A 16,552-nucleotide genomic window follows, 5' to 3' on the forward strand; every position below is an offset into this window, starting at 1 on the left:
CAGAGCGAAGCGACCTCATAGCTCAAAGCACCGCAGGTGCGCCCTACAAGTTGTAGTTTGCAGTGTTGATGTAGCCGCGGCCATTTTCCGGGCACCAGGTAAAGCAAGGATCGTCTGCGGGAGCTTCATCGCAAGTGAGGAGTTCAACCTTCACGGGCTTGCGCAGATATTCCTTGGTGGGATTCAGGGGATGCATACCGGTATCGATTACAACGAGAGTGTCCATTTCGGCGCGGAGTTCTACGTAGTCGCCGGCCTTGGAGTTATTTTCGACGAAAGTCATCTTGCCGTCGGAAGTAACCACAACCTTGCTGAAGAAGTTTACCAGTTCGGTAAAGTCGCGCTTGGTCATGCCATGCTTGCCGATTTCAACCAGCAGGGAATCGTAACCGTTGCGGAAGAAGTCGTTGTGGGCAGCCTGATAGGACTTTTCGCCAAAACGTTCCTTGATGAGGCTTGCGTGGGTGCAGCCGCACAGAGGATCGTGCCAGCCAACGGTATCTTCGACAACACTGAGGAGGATGCGGCCCATGTCGCTATAGAGGCAGCAGTTCTTGGCGATGCGGCAGATGTGTTGAATTTTAAGGGTATCGCCCAGGTTAAAGCGTTCAGTGAAGTTCTTGGCGTTGTAGCACATGATGCTAGCGTTTGCGCCACCTTCAATATCGGTAAGGCGGATCTTCTGGCCCTTCTTTACGATGCGGGAATAGTTCCAGCCGCCAGCAATTACTTGTTCACACAGTACTTTAGATTCAGACATTTTTGGACTCCTGTAAAAATGGTTTTAGGTCGCACTCATTACTTCTTGGCGATCATGTTTACAATCTTGAATTCTTCTTCGGGTTCTTCTACCAGCTTGGGCGGGTGAATCAGACCTTCGATATGCTTGCGCTTTTCGATGAATTCCGGCAGCAAGAAGCTATCCTTGTTGCGGGGGCGCGGCACAGAATGGACATCCACCATTTCCTTGACCTTGCCGGGGTTGGCCTGCAGCGTAAGGATTCGATCCGAAAGGAATACCGCTTCGTCAAGGTCGTGGGTCACGAAGATGATGGTGATATCGATGTTCTTCCAGACTTCCAGCAGGTACTTCTGCATCTGGGAACGAGTCTGGGCATCCAAAGCGCCGAAGGGTTCATCCATCAAGAGTACGCGGGGCTGCGGGGCCAGGGCGCGTGCAATAGCCACACGCTGCTGCATACCGCCCGAAAGTTGCTTGGGGAAGTACTCACCATACTTTTCCAAGCCCACAATCTGCAGCCACTGTTCCGCAATTTCTTCAGCCTCACTTCCGTGGCCAATGGATTCCAGTCCGAACATCACGTTCTTCTTCACGGACATCCAGGGGAACAAAGTGTATTTCTGGAACACCATGCCGCGTTCTGCGCTGGTACCCTTCACCTTCTTTCCATCCAGGTAGAATTCGCCGGAGGTTGCGGTTTCGAGGCCTGCGGCAATGCGGATCAAGGTAGACTTACCGCAACCAGAGGGGCCGATAATCGAAAGGAACTCGCGACGGCGAACGCCAAAGGAAACATCATCCAATACGCGATGGGTGCCGGAACCGTTAGTCTCCTCGAAGTCCTTTACAATGTGGCGGGCTTCCAGGATAATATCTTCGGCGGGTGAAATAATCTTAGAGTCTGCCATTGTAACGATCCCTCATAGTTTTTTCTTCTGCAGTCAGGCGGAAGCTAAACACATCATCCTTAGAACCAACGACCTGCTTGAACTTGGCGGCCACACCGACGCGGCCATCTTCCCAGGCAAAGATCTTCTTGCCCAGCCAGGCGAGAATCAAGTCGCAGCCGAGACCGATAATTCCAAGAATCACGATGGCAGCATAAACATTATCGAAGTTACGGTACTTGGCCTGCTGATTAATGAACCAGGTAATGCCGGAACTTGTGCCCACCACTTCGGCCACAATCAGGTAAGTCCAGGCCCAGCCCAAAAGGATTCGCATATCCTTGTACATCTTGGGAGCGATTTCAGGGAGGATCACCTTGAAAAGGATGCGCTTGGGAGAGGCCCCCAGAGTGCGGGCGGCTTCAATCAGGGCACCGTCGGCACGGCGGGTGGTGGCATTAATCATGGGCACCTGCTGGAAGAAAGTACCGATGATAATGATGGCGATTTTCGGAGCATCGTTAATGCCAAGAACAGCAACCGCCAGGGCACCAAAAACAGGGGCCGGGAAATAGCGGAAGAATTCGATAAACGGTCCAGTCAGCTTTTCAAAAAATGGAATAGCACCGGACAGCATACCCATGGGAACACCCACAAGGCTAGAAAGCAGGAAGGCCAGGAACACGATCTTTACAGAGTGAAGGATGCTCTGGTAGAACCATACATCGCCATCGCGCTTGGGTTCCGTAGTGAATGCGGTAACCAGGGCCTTGGCCACTTCGTGGGGTGCGGGCAAGTAAGCGGGATTGGCGCGCACACCGGTCATGGGCTTTGCGCCAGATTCCAGAAGGTTCTTGTTTTCTTCTGCAAAGTTGGCGCGATCGATTTCGTCTCCCGGCATACAGAACATGCTGTCGCCAGCATCTACCACGCGCATCAGCGGATGATAGACAAAAGGCACATAGCTGATCACGCTCCAGGTCGCCAGGGGAATTACGAAGGAAAGAATAGCCAGGACCATAGTCCACTTCTTTCCAACAGTCTTTTGAATTCCAATAGGATTAGTCATTTTATCCACACAACAATTAAGGTTTTAGGGCGCACTCTTTGAGTGCTTTGAGGTTTTAAGGTCGGCCATCGGCCTTTTAGTTTTTTCCTCTAGGCGGCAACGCCACCGACCTCATACCTCAAGCGAAGCGTACCTGATTACTTCTTCAAGGCGTCTTCGGTGAACTTGGGCATGATGAAGCGGTTTACGTCCACGTTCTTGTCGTACACCTTGTTCTCTACAAAGAACTTGTCGACGATCTTGCTGGAACCAAAGACGGAGTTATAACCTTCGCCCTTCTTGAAGTACTTCACCGATTCGCTCAGGCGCAGGAACTTGGTACCGTTCATGAACTTTGCATACTGGGATTCAGAAATGCCTACGCGAGCGGCAAGAATCTTGACGGCCTCATCCTTGTTTGCGGGGTCATTCAGATAAGCCACCACATCATCCCAGGCTGCAACAACCTTGGCCCATTCAGCCTTGTTCTTCATGAGGGATTCCTGAGACACCACCAGCAAGTCGTAAATGATGCCCGGTTCGTTGGCGCTGGTGTAAAGTTCCTTGGAACCCTTCACCTTTTCAAGGGCGTTCACGGAATGGGGAACCCAGGCCACCACGGCGGAAACTTCGCCGGATTCAAGAGTCTGTACCGCCTGATGGGTCGGCATATTCACCAGAGTCACATCAGAAGGCTTCAGGCCATTCTTGGTAAGAGCGTTAATCAGCAAGGCATGAGAAAGACAGCCAATTTCTACACCCACCTTCTTGCCCTTCAGATCCTTGATGGAGTTGATTCCCGGAGCGCCGATAATCTTGTCGTTACCGTTGCTGTAGTCGTTAATCAAGATGGTCACGTTGCGGGCGCCGGTAGCGTTCAGCACCATGGCATCACCGTTGGCGACACCTACGGCATCCACCTTCTTGGCGGCAAAGGCATCCATAGACGGGCCGTAATCAAACCATTCCAGCTTTACATCCACATCGTGCTTCTTGAAGAAGCCCTTCTTTTCGGCAATTTCCCAGGCAGTCCAACCCGGCCAATCGCTATAGGCGATCTTCAGTACCGGCTTTTGTGCGTAAACGGTTGCGGCAAGGGCCATCACACCAGCAATTAAAAACTTGGAAATATTCATAAACACCTCGTGGGTAAATTGTTTTACGCCCCTTTTTACGCAAAGGCCGTGCCAACTTTTCAGAAACCCACGATTTTTACAAATTTTACCGGTTTTACATAACCGTAGCAGCACGGTAGCATTTTGGTAGGTACATCATTTGTAAAACGACTTTATAAAGTCGGCAGTTTATTTTCAACTTCTGTAAAAACAACAAATTTTTATAAACGGCATATTTTTTGCTGCATTCATTGTTAGTTTTACTCACGGAAAAAGAGAATGAACATGGCAAAAGAAATTCGCTCCGCAGCAGAGATCAAGAAGCAGAACGTGGCTAGCATCAAGCGAGTCATTCTAGAGATGGGTTCCGTCACAAAACCCGAGGTGGCCGAAAAGACAGGCCTCAGCGTAGTCACCTGCGGAAGCATCCTCAACGAGATGACCGCAGAAGGCTCCATCGTAGAAGAACGGCTCCGCTCGTCTAGCGGCGGCCGCCGGGCCATGAGCTATCGCATCAGCGAAGGCGTGGGCAACACCCTCTGCCTTTATGCCTTTACCGAAAGCACTGGATCATTCATTCGCTACCAGGTCCGCGACCTGATCGGCAACGTAAAAGACGCCGGCTTCACTCAGGAGCCCGTCATCAACGTCACCACCCTCAGCGAAGCCATCAAGAGAATTTGCAAGCCCGAACAGAATGTCAAAATCGTAGTCCTTGGAATCCAGGGCTGCATCAACAACAACATCCTGGAATATTCAGACCTTACAGAACTCAGCGGACTTAACGTGGCCGCCGAACTGGAAAACGCCACCGGCTTCCCCGTCCGCGTCGAAAACGACATGAACACCATCGCCGTGGGCTACCGCAAGAACTGCGAAAAGAAGCTGGATTCAAAATCCGGCAGGAACGTGGCCATCCTGTTCTTCCCCAAGGGGCAAACTCCTGCAGGAGGATTCATCGTAGACGGAAACATTCTGCGAGGAGCCTCCAACCTGGCAGGGGAACTCTCCTTCTTCCCCTACAACTTCAAAAAGGAAGACCAGCGAGTCGTCTTCAGTTCCATCGAAAAGGCCCAGCCCACCATCAACCGCATGATCCTGGCCACCACCGTGTTCCTGGACCCGGCCGTAGTCGTCATTACCGGCGGTCTCTCTAGAGAAGTGGATTGCGACGCCATGACCAAGTATCTGCAAGACAACCTGAAGCGCCCCCAGATTCCAAGAATTGAGGCCCGCCCCGTCATCGAGAGAGACTACTTTACCGGCCTCCACAGCATCGCCGTGGACTACATAATCGACGGTTAAATTTTACAGGTTACAAATAAAAGTCCGGACGGATTCCCAGTTCGAGTTCATCTACCAGCAATTCCGCGGCAGGTTCATTTCGGCCCACAACCAGGGCACTGTCAAAGCCAGCCACGCGGGCCCCAAGAACATCCGTTCCCAGGGTATCGCCAATCATGACCACCCGGGGCTTGCGCCCATTAAAAAGGGACTCGGGCAAAGAAGCGCTAACCTTTTTCCAGATCGCCGGGAAGGGCTTTCCCAAATAGTAAGTGGTACAGCCCTTGCCGCCATTACCGCAGTTACCGCCATTGCCGCCGTTAGATTCGTCTACGGATTCGCGACGAAGGCGTTCACAAAGGGCCCCAGAGACAGGCTCACGGGAACCGTCAATTTTCGGAGCCCAGGCATCGGAATTCAGCACCAGCAAAATAGCACCGGGACGTCTTAGAATTTCTACAGCGCGGGCATAAGTTTCATCGGTATCCTTCGCCGAAGAAATGGCCACCACGGGCTCTTCGGGGAATTCGTCGGGCGCAACCGCCGTCATGCCACATTCCGCCAAGACGTTCTTACCGGTTTCCCGCCCGATGTAGTAAACCTCACGCAATTTCAGAGGGCCGCAGGCCTGATTTGCATTGGCGGCGGTTCCGGCCCGCAATTCCTTCACCAGGTCCTTCAGCAAACTTCCCGACGAAATCGTCTCCGCTTCAGAAAAGTCAAACCCACGCTTTGCGGCATCCGCCGCCAGCACGCGGTCTACATCGCTGGCCGCATTGGTAATCAGGCGCACCTGCTTGCCCGCAGAACGCAAGGCCGCAAACCAGTCCCGGGCTCCCGGGTAAACAAAGGCTCCGCGGTTATACAAGGTCCCATAGCCATCAAAGCAGAATGCGTCATACTTCTCCAGCAGTTCGCCAAAGGATACCGCCTGCGGTTCAGCCGCACCGAGGCCCTGAGCGCCAAGGCCATCGCGTTTTTGGGGCAGACAGCCATCCCGATTCAATATTTCCAGATAGCGCTTGTAAATCTCAGTCTCAAAAAATTCCATTTAAAGCTCAAAAAAATGCGCCGGTTCTTTCAAAGCCGACGCAGTTCAACAACGAGTTTTCCGCAGCAGTTTGCCGAAGCAATTTGCCCCCAGCAGTTTGCCGCCTAAAAAATTAAGCGTCGCTTCTCAGAATGCCGTAGTCGCGGCCTTCTACGGGAATCACCAGCTGCAGGCGGGAAAGCACGTCGATATGCTTGTCGAATTCCGCCTTGAAATCTTCGCCCAGAACTTCTTCGTCGTCGTGGGCCAAGTTGTAGGCGATGTAGCTGCCATCGGGGAAAATGGAAATGCAGCAATCCCAGGTAATGTCGCCTTCCTGTTCCTCTTCGTCGTCATCGCGGTCCTTGCTTTCAAGCATCAGCATGGGCTGGGGAGCGGGAATGGCGTCGGCATGGCCGTTCTCGAAAATGAAGTAGTTGCGGCTGATCAGCTCATGTTCCAGGGCCATGGTGCTGGGGGTACGTTCGAACTCGTTGCGCAGACGGTGGATATTGCCCAGGTCATCTTCGTAAGGGTCCTGGAAATCTTGGGGCAGCACCACCTGATAGTAGTCAAATTCCTTGCCCTTGGCGGCATAGGTATCGGACCATTCCTTGGGAGGTTCGGGGCGGGTCGTCAAGAAATCTTCAAAAGCATCCAGGATGTCGGACAAGCGGGAACTCCACTGTTCGCCCTTCTGCTTCTGCACCAGTTCCATGAAATTCTTAAGGCGTTCTTCGCCATTCACTTCTTTCAGTTCTTCGTTTTCTTCAGCCATACAATCGTTCTCTTGTTCTAAATAAATTCTAGTTCCTTCGCTCCGCTCAGGATGACGCGGAAGGGGTTCAGGATGACACGGAAGGGAGGTCAGGATGACATCGCTTTCAAGATGTTCCAAGTTTTTACCACTCTTCCACGGTCTTTGTGGTGAGGCTCATGGCGATGTCTTTTTCGTAATAGGCGGGTTCGCTGATAAAGATGGGGTACACCGGGCTTTCACCATGGTACAGTATATCCTTACCGTCAAACGTTCTGAACAGCTTATCCCCATCCTTCAATTCACAATAGTCGTGTCCCATGAGATTGGGGTGGATCATGGCCTGGATCGCTCCGCCGCCCTGGGGCTTGGGGTAGCCGATATCCTTGAACTGGGTGTACACATCCACCTTGATGGGCGGGCGTTTCTGCAGTTCGCCGCGGTTCCATTCTTCGGCCAGTTCCAGGTAGCGCTGGACCAGCTTTTCGGAGCGCTCAAAAATGGCGGCGTCCAGAGTCCCGTGCTGCTGGGGGCCAATCTCTATGCAGATGTCCGCCTTGGCCACCGTACCGAAGTAGGGCGAGGCGCTGCGTTCCTCGGGCTGGTAATAAATCCAGGCGTCAGAAAATTCCTGAGTCAAAACCGCAGAGGCTCTCATGCAGAAGGGATCCCTGTCAGAAAGGATCAGGCACATGCCCATGTTGGATCCGGTGTTGTGGACATCCAGAATCAGGTCGGTTTTGGTATCGGGGCCCTTGGGTCCGTAAATTTCGTTCAGCTCCTTAGACCGGCGGAACTCATACTGCTGGGGAGTCCCATTCATATCCAGGCAGGTCTGGGAGAAGGCGCGGTTCAGGTCGTGGTCCCGATAGCGGCGGTTCAACCTTATGGCTTCGGGATTGGCAAGTACCAGTTCGACCTTTGCACTTTTACATAAATTGTTATAACATTCAGGATTATCCATCCACTTCTGAACCAGACGCACACCAGTACGCTCGTTACCGTGGGTGCCCCCCGAAACAACAATCGTATTTATCAAGCTCATATTTCAAATATAAATATTCTCTACCTAGTCCGTTTTGAGGTTTATGATTGTAAAAAGTATCGTTAGACCTAATTTAGGTTCAACACGGGCCTACCACATTTATTATATTCATCGGCGTATTTTATTGAATTAATACACACGGGGTTATAAGCCCCATAGGAAGACACATGAAAAAGATCAAGTTCCAGGATACCTCCTTCCGTGATGGTTTCCAGTCTATTTTCGGTGCCCGCGTGTTCGCAAAGGACTTCATGCCGGCTGTTGAAGCTGCATGCCACGCAGGTATCACCCACTTTGAAGCAGGTGGCGGCGCCCGTTTCCAGGCCCTCTACCAGAACTGCGGCGAAGACGCATTCGACATGATGGACGAATTCCGCCGCGTCGTTGGCCCCAAGGCTCGTCTGCAGACCCTGGCCCGCGGTATTAACGTTGTGGCTCTGGCACCCCAGCCCCGCGACATGATCAAGCTCCATGCCGACATGTTCAAGAAGCACGGCATGACCCGTATCCGTAACTTCGACGCTCTCAACGACGTGAACAACCTGATCTACTCCGGTAAGTGCATTACCGAAGCCGGTCTGGAACACGAAGTCGTGGTTACCATGATGGAACTTCCTCCGGGATGCGAAGGCGCACACGATGCCGCTTTCTACGAACGCATCCTCAAGAACATCCTGGACGCAGGCGTTCCGTTTGCTTCCGTTTGCTTCAAGGACGCTTCCGGTACCGCCAACCCCACCAAGGTTTACGAAACCTTCAAGCGCGCTCGTAAGCTCCTGGGCGACGATGTCGAACTCCGCATCCACAGCCATGATACCTGCGGTACTGGTGTTGCTCAGTACAAGGCAGCTATCGAAGGTGGCGCAGACGGCGTTGACCTGGCTCGCAAGCCCCTTTCCGGTGGTACTTCCCAGCCCGACCTGTTCTCCATGTTCCACGCTCTCAAGGGCACCGACTACAAGCTGGCTCTCGGCGAAGACGGTATCGTTGACGATCACATCAAGGAACTCATGGACGCAAACAACGTCGCCGTTGAATGCCTCAAGGACTACAACTTCCCGCCCGAAGCTCGTCAGATCTCTCCGGACGTGATCTTCTCCCCCATGCCGGGTGGCGCACTTACCGCCAACACCCTCATGATGCGCGAAACCAAGACCTTCCACCTGTACGACAAGGTGATCAAGAACATGAGCGAATGCGTGGCTCGCGGCGGCTTTGCTTCTTCCGTGACCCCGGTTTCTCAGTTCTACTTCCAGCAGGCCTACATGAACACCATCAACGAAAACGCTGGTCGTGATCGTTGGTTCAAGATGACTGAAGGCTACGGCAAGATGCTCCTTGGCTACCAGGGTAAGACTCCTTGCGAACCGGATCCGGAACTCGTGAAGATCGCAGCAGACCAGTTCAAGATGGAACCGTTCTCTGTGGCTCATCCGGGCGTTCAGTGCGCAGAAGAAATCCTTGAACCGGGTATTCCGGCTGCAAAGAAGCAGCTTGAAGAAAACGGTCTTCCTGTTACCGACGAAAACATCTTCATCGTCGGCTGTCTCCAGACCAAGGCTGGCAATAAGGGTATCGAATTCCTCAAGGGTAACCGCCACATTGGCGTTCCCAAGAAGGACCCGAACGCAGCACCGGCTGTGGACACCAAGAACATGAAGGCTGGTCAGGCTTCTACTTACCGTATCGCCCTCGGCAACCAGAGCTGGGACGTTCAGGTAAGCACCCTTAAGTAATAGCCGCAGACTGCTGCTCGCCAAGCCGACGCAAGTCGGCTACGGCAGTTCTAACAAGAAGCCCCGCGATTCAACTCGCGGGGTTTCTTGTTTTTTATTCTTGTTTTTGTTCTTGTTAATTATTCTAGAACGTGAAGGTTTTACCCGCATACAGGGTAAGGCCCAGCAGGTCTTCGTAGGCGGCGCCACCAAAGAATCCAGTGGGGTGGCTGTAGGTCAGCTTAACGCTACCAAGCCAGTCTTCCGGGTCGCCCTTGAAATAGGTATCCACTTCGGCCACCACGTTGCCGTACTGCCCCTGCTTGCCCAGGTGGGCGCCAAGCCAGACCGCAGAGACAACTCCAAAGCCCACATTCCGATCGACGTCATCCATGATCTTTTTCTCACTGAGCTTATCGCGGAGATCGTCGTAGTCAGAGCTACCCTGGTAGAACTGCATTCCGGCACCAAGCCCCATGATCATCAAGGAACCGGGGTTAAAGTCAGCACCTACAAGAACTCGTTCCTGAACATTCCAGAAGCTGTAGTCCTTCTGGCCTTCCTTAGTAGAGAGCCACTGCCTGTACTTTTCGTTTTCGCCGTGATTCTTGCAATCACTCTCTGTGCAGGACATGGAAAGGGAACCGCCAAAGGCCCCTGCCGCGGCATTCACAAACAGCGGAGACAAAGAACCGCCAAAGCGATAAGTCAGGCCCAGGTCGCCACCACCAGACATCACCTTATCCAAGTTGCGGTCTTCTGAATTACGGTTCCAGAAACCGCTAGCAGACAAAGTCACCTTCTGGGAGTCGTCATTTCCATCGACTCGATGATCCAGGGGGACTGGCATCAGGGAAGCCCCCATAGAGCGAGCCTTGGGAAGAAGGCAGCCGGTCAAGTTCAACGACAGTGCAGCCATGGTAACCATGGCGATGGTACTCTTATTCATTTTTATCTCCTTTTTACATCCCTACGCAATCAAAATCTTGCCTGTAAAAAAGCATATAAATTTTACATAATTTTATATGCAACACACAAGTTATTCTAACAAAATATCCTGGATAACGCAAGATTCCGAAGTTTTCATACCTAAAATGGACAATCGGCTTGCAGACAATCCAAAATTAGGCGTAACGCGGGTATCCACAATCAAATCCAGGGGAATCAGGGCCGCACTTGTACCCGCCGGGGCAAAGTCCCTAAGGCGACGAGCGCCCCCTCGATAGGAATCGAAATACACGGCCGTTTCACTACAAGTACCCTGCTTAAAGGACACCCGCAAGTTTGAAAATCCCCTCAAGGACTTTGCACTATCAAAGATGATATGGACTCCCCTTTCCGCAGCATCGAAATCAATCTGCAAAGCCTTTTGACCTTGAGCCGTCGGCATATAGCGCACCCGGGTAGAAGACAGCCACGGTGTCACCTTGTAAGACGAGTTGGGGTAAATTATGTTGGACTTGATCTGATCCGGTTCAGGCATTTCTACACCGGTCACCACAAGCCTTGGATTCGACAACGCCACACGGCCTCCATCGGAATTCAGCACAAGGCGAATCCACCTGTAGGTGCTGGGGGCATTCCTGCTAAAGGGCATTTTCCAGCGCAAGGTATGTTTCTTGCCATCGACAGGGACCTTCACTTCGGTCAGCTGAAGCTGGTTGGAATTGTTCTTGCCCTTATGCAGAAGGAGTTCTGCACGCATCCAGTCATTCTTTGCGTTCTCCACCTTTACATCAACTTCAAAGGAACTCCCTTCCGGAATGTTTTCGCCGTAGTCAAACCAGGCCACACGATGCCAGCCTGCAGCCAAGTCAAACTTGACGGTACCGCTCTTTTCGGTGGCAGAAGTCTTGTAGTCATACCTGGCATAAGGGAATTTCTTCGTCTGGGTAAGGCCGGCATTCTTCACGATTGCAGGGATATTGGCATTATCCATGCAGCTGGCCTTCGGAGTAAAATGTTCCGCCAGATAGGCATTACGATATTCCTTGCGGGCCGTATCATAATCCGCCTTGGCCAATTCACACAGAACCCTCCAAATGTCCGTCTGAATACCCCGGAGAACCGTCGTATCCAACTCGCCCTTACTTACAGGAAGTTCAATATGATGGGGTCCCTTTGAATCCTTATAGCGGGGATGTGTCGGATCGACGCCGTAAAAGGCTGTCGCGGTGCTATGGCTACCCGGCTTTTCAAAATTCAATCCGCTAGACGACTGGCTAAAGGCACACCCCTGGTTCATGGCCATCTTGCCATTACACTTTAAATCCATGGCACTAGCCGTAGGAATGAAAGTACTCTGGGTCTGATATAGGGTATCAGCATCCCACCCTGTGCTCAAGGAGAAATGAGCCCCGAGGATTTTCATCTTCATACCGCTGGGCATGGCATTCAGCATTCCCTTTCTCAGGTTATTATACATCACCTTAGAAAAAGGGTAAGTACTCCCCTGTACGAAATCATATTTGGAATAGCGGACTTCATCTCTTTTGAAATCTTCGCTAATCTTACGATAAATTCGATTGTAGGAAAGACTCAAAGAATCGCTCCCCGGCGCATACAGGTAACTTTCGGCACGGCCCATTACGGTACCCGCCTTCTTAGCCCTGCGATTCAACTTGAAGTAAGTCTTGGAATGGGAAATTTCCTTACCCTTCAGCAGCCCCTGGGCCACAAGAACAGAAGGGAAGCCCTTGTATTCCGCAGCCTTGCGGTAATCCCCGAAAAGGAATCTGTTCGAAGAGAAATCCTCCTTTACCACCGTAGGCGTAAAAAAGAGGTGCTGACTTCGCTTCTCTAGCCTGGCCAACAGCAAGTCCTGGGCACCATCCCCCTGAATTAAATCCCTGAAGGCTTCAGCTTCACTGCTTCCGCCCCTTTCGGCCCAGAAGTCAATCGTGTAAAGCAGGCTTTTAGGAATTACGGCCCCTTGATGGGGCGAATCCAGCGAGGCAAACAGGCGCACAGGAGCATCAGACGAAGAGCGGGCAGAATCATACTTGTAGGCACCATAGCGGCCGATAATTCCCCCTTGGCTAATGCCCATAACTACAAAGCCGTCGACAGAACGGTTGGCAAAGCCGAACAACTTATTCCTGTTCATGAATTTCATGAGGTCCGTAAAATGTTCGGCATTTTTCTGCAGGGACTGCAGAACCGTTTCCGAGAACTGCACCAGCACAGGGGTATATCCCAGATCAGAAAGTAGGCTAGAAAGCCCCATCTGACTGGCATCATCCTGAAAACTGGAGAGGGTCCTTTGGTTACCGGGGTCCAGATTGATTCCGTCGATAATCAGGAAGGGGCGAACCAGATTAAAGCCCAGCTTCTGCCCCGAATTCTGTTCGGCATTGATCACACGGATGCGAACATCGTGCCTAGAGGAACTACTGCAGCTTTTTCCGTCGGCATCCACAGGCGCCATGCCATAGGAATCCTTTACGCAAGTACGGCTGCCGTCTTTATAGAAGAACAGGTCCTTTACCGAGGCAAAAGAAGAGGCCGCGGCAAACAGAAGTGTCGCCATCAACAAGAAGAAACGCATTATTTCACCTCCACTGCAATATTCTGAGTAACCGTCATATCACCATCTGCAAGGCGGACACTCACGCTGTTTTTACCGGCAGAATCGAATTCTACGCGGACCTTTGATTTCAGGGGAACATTCACCCATCTTTTGCCATCGTGGATTTCTAGAGTCGGAATAGAACTGCGGTTAGTGGCAATAAAATAGGGGTCATAGTAAATTTCAAGTACAGACCCAGAAACCTCTGACGAAGGCACCCCTGCCAGCAGCGCCCTGCCCGACTCAAAATCAGAAACTTCGCAGGAAGTATCGGCACAGACGCGGTAGGCATAGTCCACATTACCGACGAGGACAGGCATGACGCGATTATCATACCCCGCCGTAAATTCCGCCGCCTCGTAGAACAGCGCCTTCGGATTCGCCATGGCGCTATCCCGCAAACGGTTCCGTTCAATCAGATACATACTGTTAAACCAACCTCGGCGAGATTCCTCGGGAGTAAGCTCCGCAGATTCCATAAAGTTCTGGATTTGCAGATGTTCCTGTTCAGCCAATACAAAGTCGGCGTTGGTGGAGTCGGCGATCTTTACGCGGGATACAGAATCGTAGGCGGCAGAAGTTTCTGTAGCCGCAACGCTCCTGAACCGGGTTTCGCGACGGGGACTTGCAGGAACCACATCGCTAAAGGAATAGTCCACCACCAATTCCCGGGATTCCTCGTCGGAGTCGCCATCGACCATACCATCAACACCCACGGCACAGCTAAAGGCGATGTTATCCAGAACGAGAGTCTCATAGCTGTTGGCGGGAACGTCATAAAGTCCAACGCCAAGCCTCTGGACAAGTCCACCGGCAGAACCCACAATCGAGGCGACGGGAATTTCCAGGTGGTTCGGCACACCGGCAGACACATTCACATAATGTACCGCGCTAACGCCGAAATCACCCTCCAGCCAGACGCCCACCTTCCCCGCCCGGGAAGCCGACAGGTCCAAAGACAGGTTGCCTCCAGGAACGTTTACCGGCATGCGATCCAGGACCATGGTTCCGCTCCAGTCGCCCGCAGAAGCCTTCGCTCCAGAAATGCGGATATACGGCGGGACCAAAGTTCCCATGTTTCCCCAGTTAGCCTTCCACTCCGGAGATTCCGGAAATGTATTTCCGGCCTCCATCACACCAGATTCGCCACCCTTGTACAAGATGACCTCGTTACAAACCTGCGCAAAGCTCGAAAGAGACAATACGGTCCCAATCAAGGCTGCGCACCTTGATACCCTATTTTTCATGATTTCTCCAAAAGAGAAGTTTTTATCTAGTAGATATAAAGGGTCCGTAAATGAGGCCCAAAAAAAGTCACTCGGAGTGAACTTGTGTGCAAAGTTAAACAAACAAGATGGAATTGTAAAGAGGATGAGATTGTATTCACAGAAAAAGCAACCGGCTCTCCCAAAAAAAATTTATCTTTCTCTGCAGGAGTTTAACATGAAGAGTGCATTCGGGTTAATTTTATTCAGCGGCATCGTTTCTGCACTTTGGGCTCGCCCTGCAGCCCCTAACGTCTACAACACTGTAGACAACGGAGATTCCAAGCTCACCCTTGTCAACCATGGTGACGAGCATTATCATTATGCCACCACCCAGGATGGCTACCTGGTGCTCCCCGACCAATCCGGGACTTACGTTTACGCCGACACCAACGGCAAACCGTCTAACGTTATCGCCCACGACAAGGATTTGAGGCTGCCCTCCGAAAATGAATTTCTGGAACAGTTAGACGAATCCCAGAAGCAGAATATCCTAAAAAAGCATGAGGCCATTTACGGGGGCCGATTTCCCGACGAAAGTGAACAGCCCGGCGCATTGATACTAAGGAGCTCTTCTAGCCCCCAGCCCCTAAACCGCCCTACCCCGCAAAAGTGGGTCTCGGGGGAACGTTACATCCCAACCCTCCTGGTCGGAACCACAGACATTCCCCACGCCGACTCCGCCGCCGTCTATGACCTGCTCAACAAGGAAGGCTACAACAAGAACGGCAACATCGGCAGCCTCCGCGATTACTACCTCCATTCATCCAACGGTAACCTGGACATTCATTTTGACATCTACCCCCTACCGCTAAACGTGGCACAGACCAGTTTCGGCAGCGGCAGTAATTTCAGCGAAGGGAATTACACCAAGGCAGGTATTGACGCTTTGGTCAAGCACCCGAACTTCAAGGCCAACGCAAACAAGTACTGCGCCGAAGGCACCACCGTCGACGGGTTCCTCTTCCTGTTCCCCGGCGAAGAACAAAACGCCCTTAAGCAAAGCGACTACTTCTGGGGGCACAAATACCAGATGATCTACAACGGCGCCGCCAGCCAGTGGAGCAAGGGTTATACCGCCGGCGGATATACATTCGACGCCTACCTGTTCATCGCCCAGTACCGCGACAATTCCAACAATTCGAAATTGAACGCCATGGGAATTTTCGCCCACGAGTTTAGCCATGTGCTGGGTCTCCCCGACATGTACTCCGGCTCCGGAACGAACTTTGTATCGGGCCCCACTCCCTACGATGTCATGACCCAGGGCATGTACAACGGCAACTGGGAAACGCCGCCCTCGTTCTCCGCCTTCGAACGCGAAGCCATGGGTTGGATGACCATCAAGGAAATGTCTCCCAATTCCTCGTACGTCATGAGGGACATTTCAAAGATGGAAGCCTTTTCTGTCAGCAACCCAAACCAGAACGACGAATATTACATTGTTGAATACCGCCCCGCCGTAAAGTACGACGCCTACATCCAAAACAACGGCGTATATGTGTGGTACATCGATTACGATGCATACGCTTTCGAAAACGCAGCGGTCAACAGCAACAAGAGCCACCAGCGTGTGGCCATGAACAAGGTCGTTCAAAAGGGCGGTTACTATGCCGACTTCACCTTCGTCAACAAGAGCGGCAGGGCAGGCATTCCGGGCGTATACAACTTCGTTCTAGAAGGAGACACCCTGGCCTGCTTTACCACCAACTCCGCCATGCCTCTTTCCAAGTGCCCCACGCCGGAGCCCCTTTCCAGCAGCAGCGGGATTTCTTCTAGCAGTGAGAATCCTTCTGACAGTGAAGTTTCTTCTAGCAGTCAGCAGGCCGAGCCTACTACATCTACAACAGGATTCGCTCCCACCGTCGCCTCTAGGCTTAAGCTCCACGTAGAAGGTTCTACCCTGCACATCAATACAGCAAGCGCCTCCCCGAAGGAAGTTGCCATTTTCGATATGCTGGGGAACAAGATTCTTGCGGAACGTTTCGCAGGAAGGGATTATAGTTTGAACCTTGGAAATCTGGATCACAAGGTCTATATGGTCAGGGTTACCGAAAACGGAAAGTCCCTCACACAAAAGACATTCGCCTTTTAAG

At 52.1% G+C, this 16,552-nt stretch carries 12 protein-coding genes and 1 pseudogene; 3 read left to right on the forward strand and 10 right to left on the reverse strand.

Annotated features, from left to right (window positions below):
- Positions 1–43: 43 nt before the first annotated feature.
- The 4 genes and pseudogenes from BUB73_RS11450 to BUB73_RS11465 all read right to left on the reverse strand — a co-directional run bounded on the left by BUB73_RS11450 (position 44) and on the right by BUB73_RS11465 (position 3,813).
- Positions 44–760, reverse strand: coding sequence for an urea amidolyase associated protein UAAP1 (locus BUB73_RS11450; protein ID WP_073236858.1), 717 nt, complete (start codon positions 758–760; stop codon positions 44–46).
- 38 nt (positions 761–798) lie between these two features.
- A complete protein-coding gene (locus BUB73_RS11455) occupies positions 799–1,650 on the reverse strand; it encodes an ABC transporter ATP-binding protein (RefSeq protein WP_073286003.1) in 852 nt (283 codons plus the stop codon).
- 103 nt (positions 1,651–1,753) lie between these two features.
- Positions 1,754–2,698 (reverse strand): annotated as a pseudogene (locus tag BUB73_RS11460) (ABC transporter permease subunit); the annotation flags it as partial.
- A 137-nt stretch (positions 2,699–2,835) separates the two neighbouring features.
- Positions 2,836–3,813: an ABC transporter substrate-binding protein gene (locus tag BUB73_RS11465; protein ID WP_073160328.1), complete on the reverse strand. Its 978-nt coding sequence runs from the start codon at positions 3,811–3,813 to the stop codon at positions 2,836–2,838.
- Between the two features lie 264 nt (positions 3,814–4,077).
- Here BUB73_RS11465 and BUB73_RS11470 point away from each other — a divergent pair, with 264 nt between their 5' ends.
- Complete coding sequence (locus tag BUB73_RS11470) at positions 4,078–5,097, forward strand: ROK family protein (RefSeq protein ID WP_158535522.1); 1,020 nt, start codon at positions 4,078–4,080, stop codon at positions 5,095–5,097.
- A gap of 10 nt (positions 5,098–5,107) precedes the next feature.
- Here the strand turns inward: BUB73_RS11470 and BUB73_RS11475 are convergent, their stop codons facing one another.
- The 3 genes from BUB73_RS11475 to BUB73_RS11485 form a co-directional block, all read right to left on the reverse strand.
- Complete coding sequence (locus BUB73_RS11475; protein ID WP_073286006.1) at positions 5,108–6,127, reverse strand: HAD-IIA family hydrolase; 1,020 nt, start codon at positions 6,125–6,127, stop codon at positions 5,108–5,110.
- Positions 6,128–6,239: 112 nt separating this feature from the next.
- Complete coding sequence (locus BUB73_RS11480; RefSeq protein ID WP_073160322.1) at positions 6,240–6,884, reverse strand: hypothetical protein; 645 nt, start codon at positions 6,882–6,884, stop codon at positions 6,240–6,242.
- A 124-nt stretch (positions 6,885–7,008) separates the two neighbouring features.
- Positions 7,009–7,908 (reverse strand): aspartoacylase, encoded by a 900-nt coding sequence (locus tag BUB73_RS11485; RefSeq protein ID WP_073286009.1) that lies wholly within the window; start codon positions 7,906–7,908, stop codon positions 7,009–7,011.
- A 167-nt stretch (positions 7,909–8,075) separates the two neighbouring features.
- Here BUB73_RS11485 and BUB73_RS11490 point away from each other — a divergent pair, with 167 nt between their 5' ends.
- Entirely contained in the window at positions 8,076–9,644 is a 1,569-nt protein-coding gene (locus tag BUB73_RS11490; protein WP_073286012.1) for a biotin attachment protein, read from the forward strand.
- Positions 9,645–9,768: 124 nt separating this feature from the next.
- On the opposite strand, the gene BUB73_RS11495 is transcribed toward BUB73_RS11490, so the two are convergent.
- The 3 genes from BUB73_RS11495 to BUB73_RS11505 all read right to left on the reverse strand — a co-directional run bounded on the left by BUB73_RS11495 (position 9,769) and on the right by BUB73_RS11505 (position 14,438).
- Complete coding sequence (locus BUB73_RS11495; protein ID WP_073286015.1) at positions 9,769–10,572, reverse strand: hypothetical protein; 804 nt, start codon at positions 10,570–10,572, stop codon at positions 9,769–9,771.
- A gap of 90 nt (positions 10,573–10,662) precedes the next feature.
- Positions 10,663–13,170: an alpha/beta hydrolase family protein gene (locus BUB73_RS11500; protein ID WP_073286018.1), complete on the reverse strand. Its 2,508-nt coding sequence runs from the start codon at positions 13,168–13,170 to the stop codon at positions 10,663–10,665.
- Positions 13,170–14,438 carry a hypothetical protein gene (locus tag BUB73_RS11505; RefSeq protein ID WP_158535521.1) on the reverse strand — a complete coding sequence of 423 codons (1,269 nt, stop codon included), beginning with the start codon at positions 14,436–14,438 and terminating at the stop codon, positions 13,170–13,172. Before BUB73_RS11505 ends, BUB73_RS11500 begins: the two co-directional genes overlap by 1 nt.
- Positions 14,439–14,634: 196 nt before the next feature.
- Between BUB73_RS11505 and BUB73_RS11510 the strand changes: the two genes are divergently transcribed.
- The gene (locus BUB73_RS11510; protein WP_073286024.1) at positions 14,635–16,551 is read left to right on the forward strand and encodes a snapalysin family zinc-dependent metalloprotease; all 1,917 of its coding nucleotides are present in this window, start codon (positions 14,635–14,637) and stop codon (positions 16,549–16,551) included.
- Position 16,552: the final 1 nt, after the last annotated feature.

This window comes from Fibrobacter sp. UWH6, from assembly GCF_900142465.1.
In the GTDB taxonomy this organism is placed as follows: domain Bacteria; phylum Fibrobacterota; class Fibrobacteria; order Fibrobacterales; family Fibrobacteraceae; genus Fibrobacter.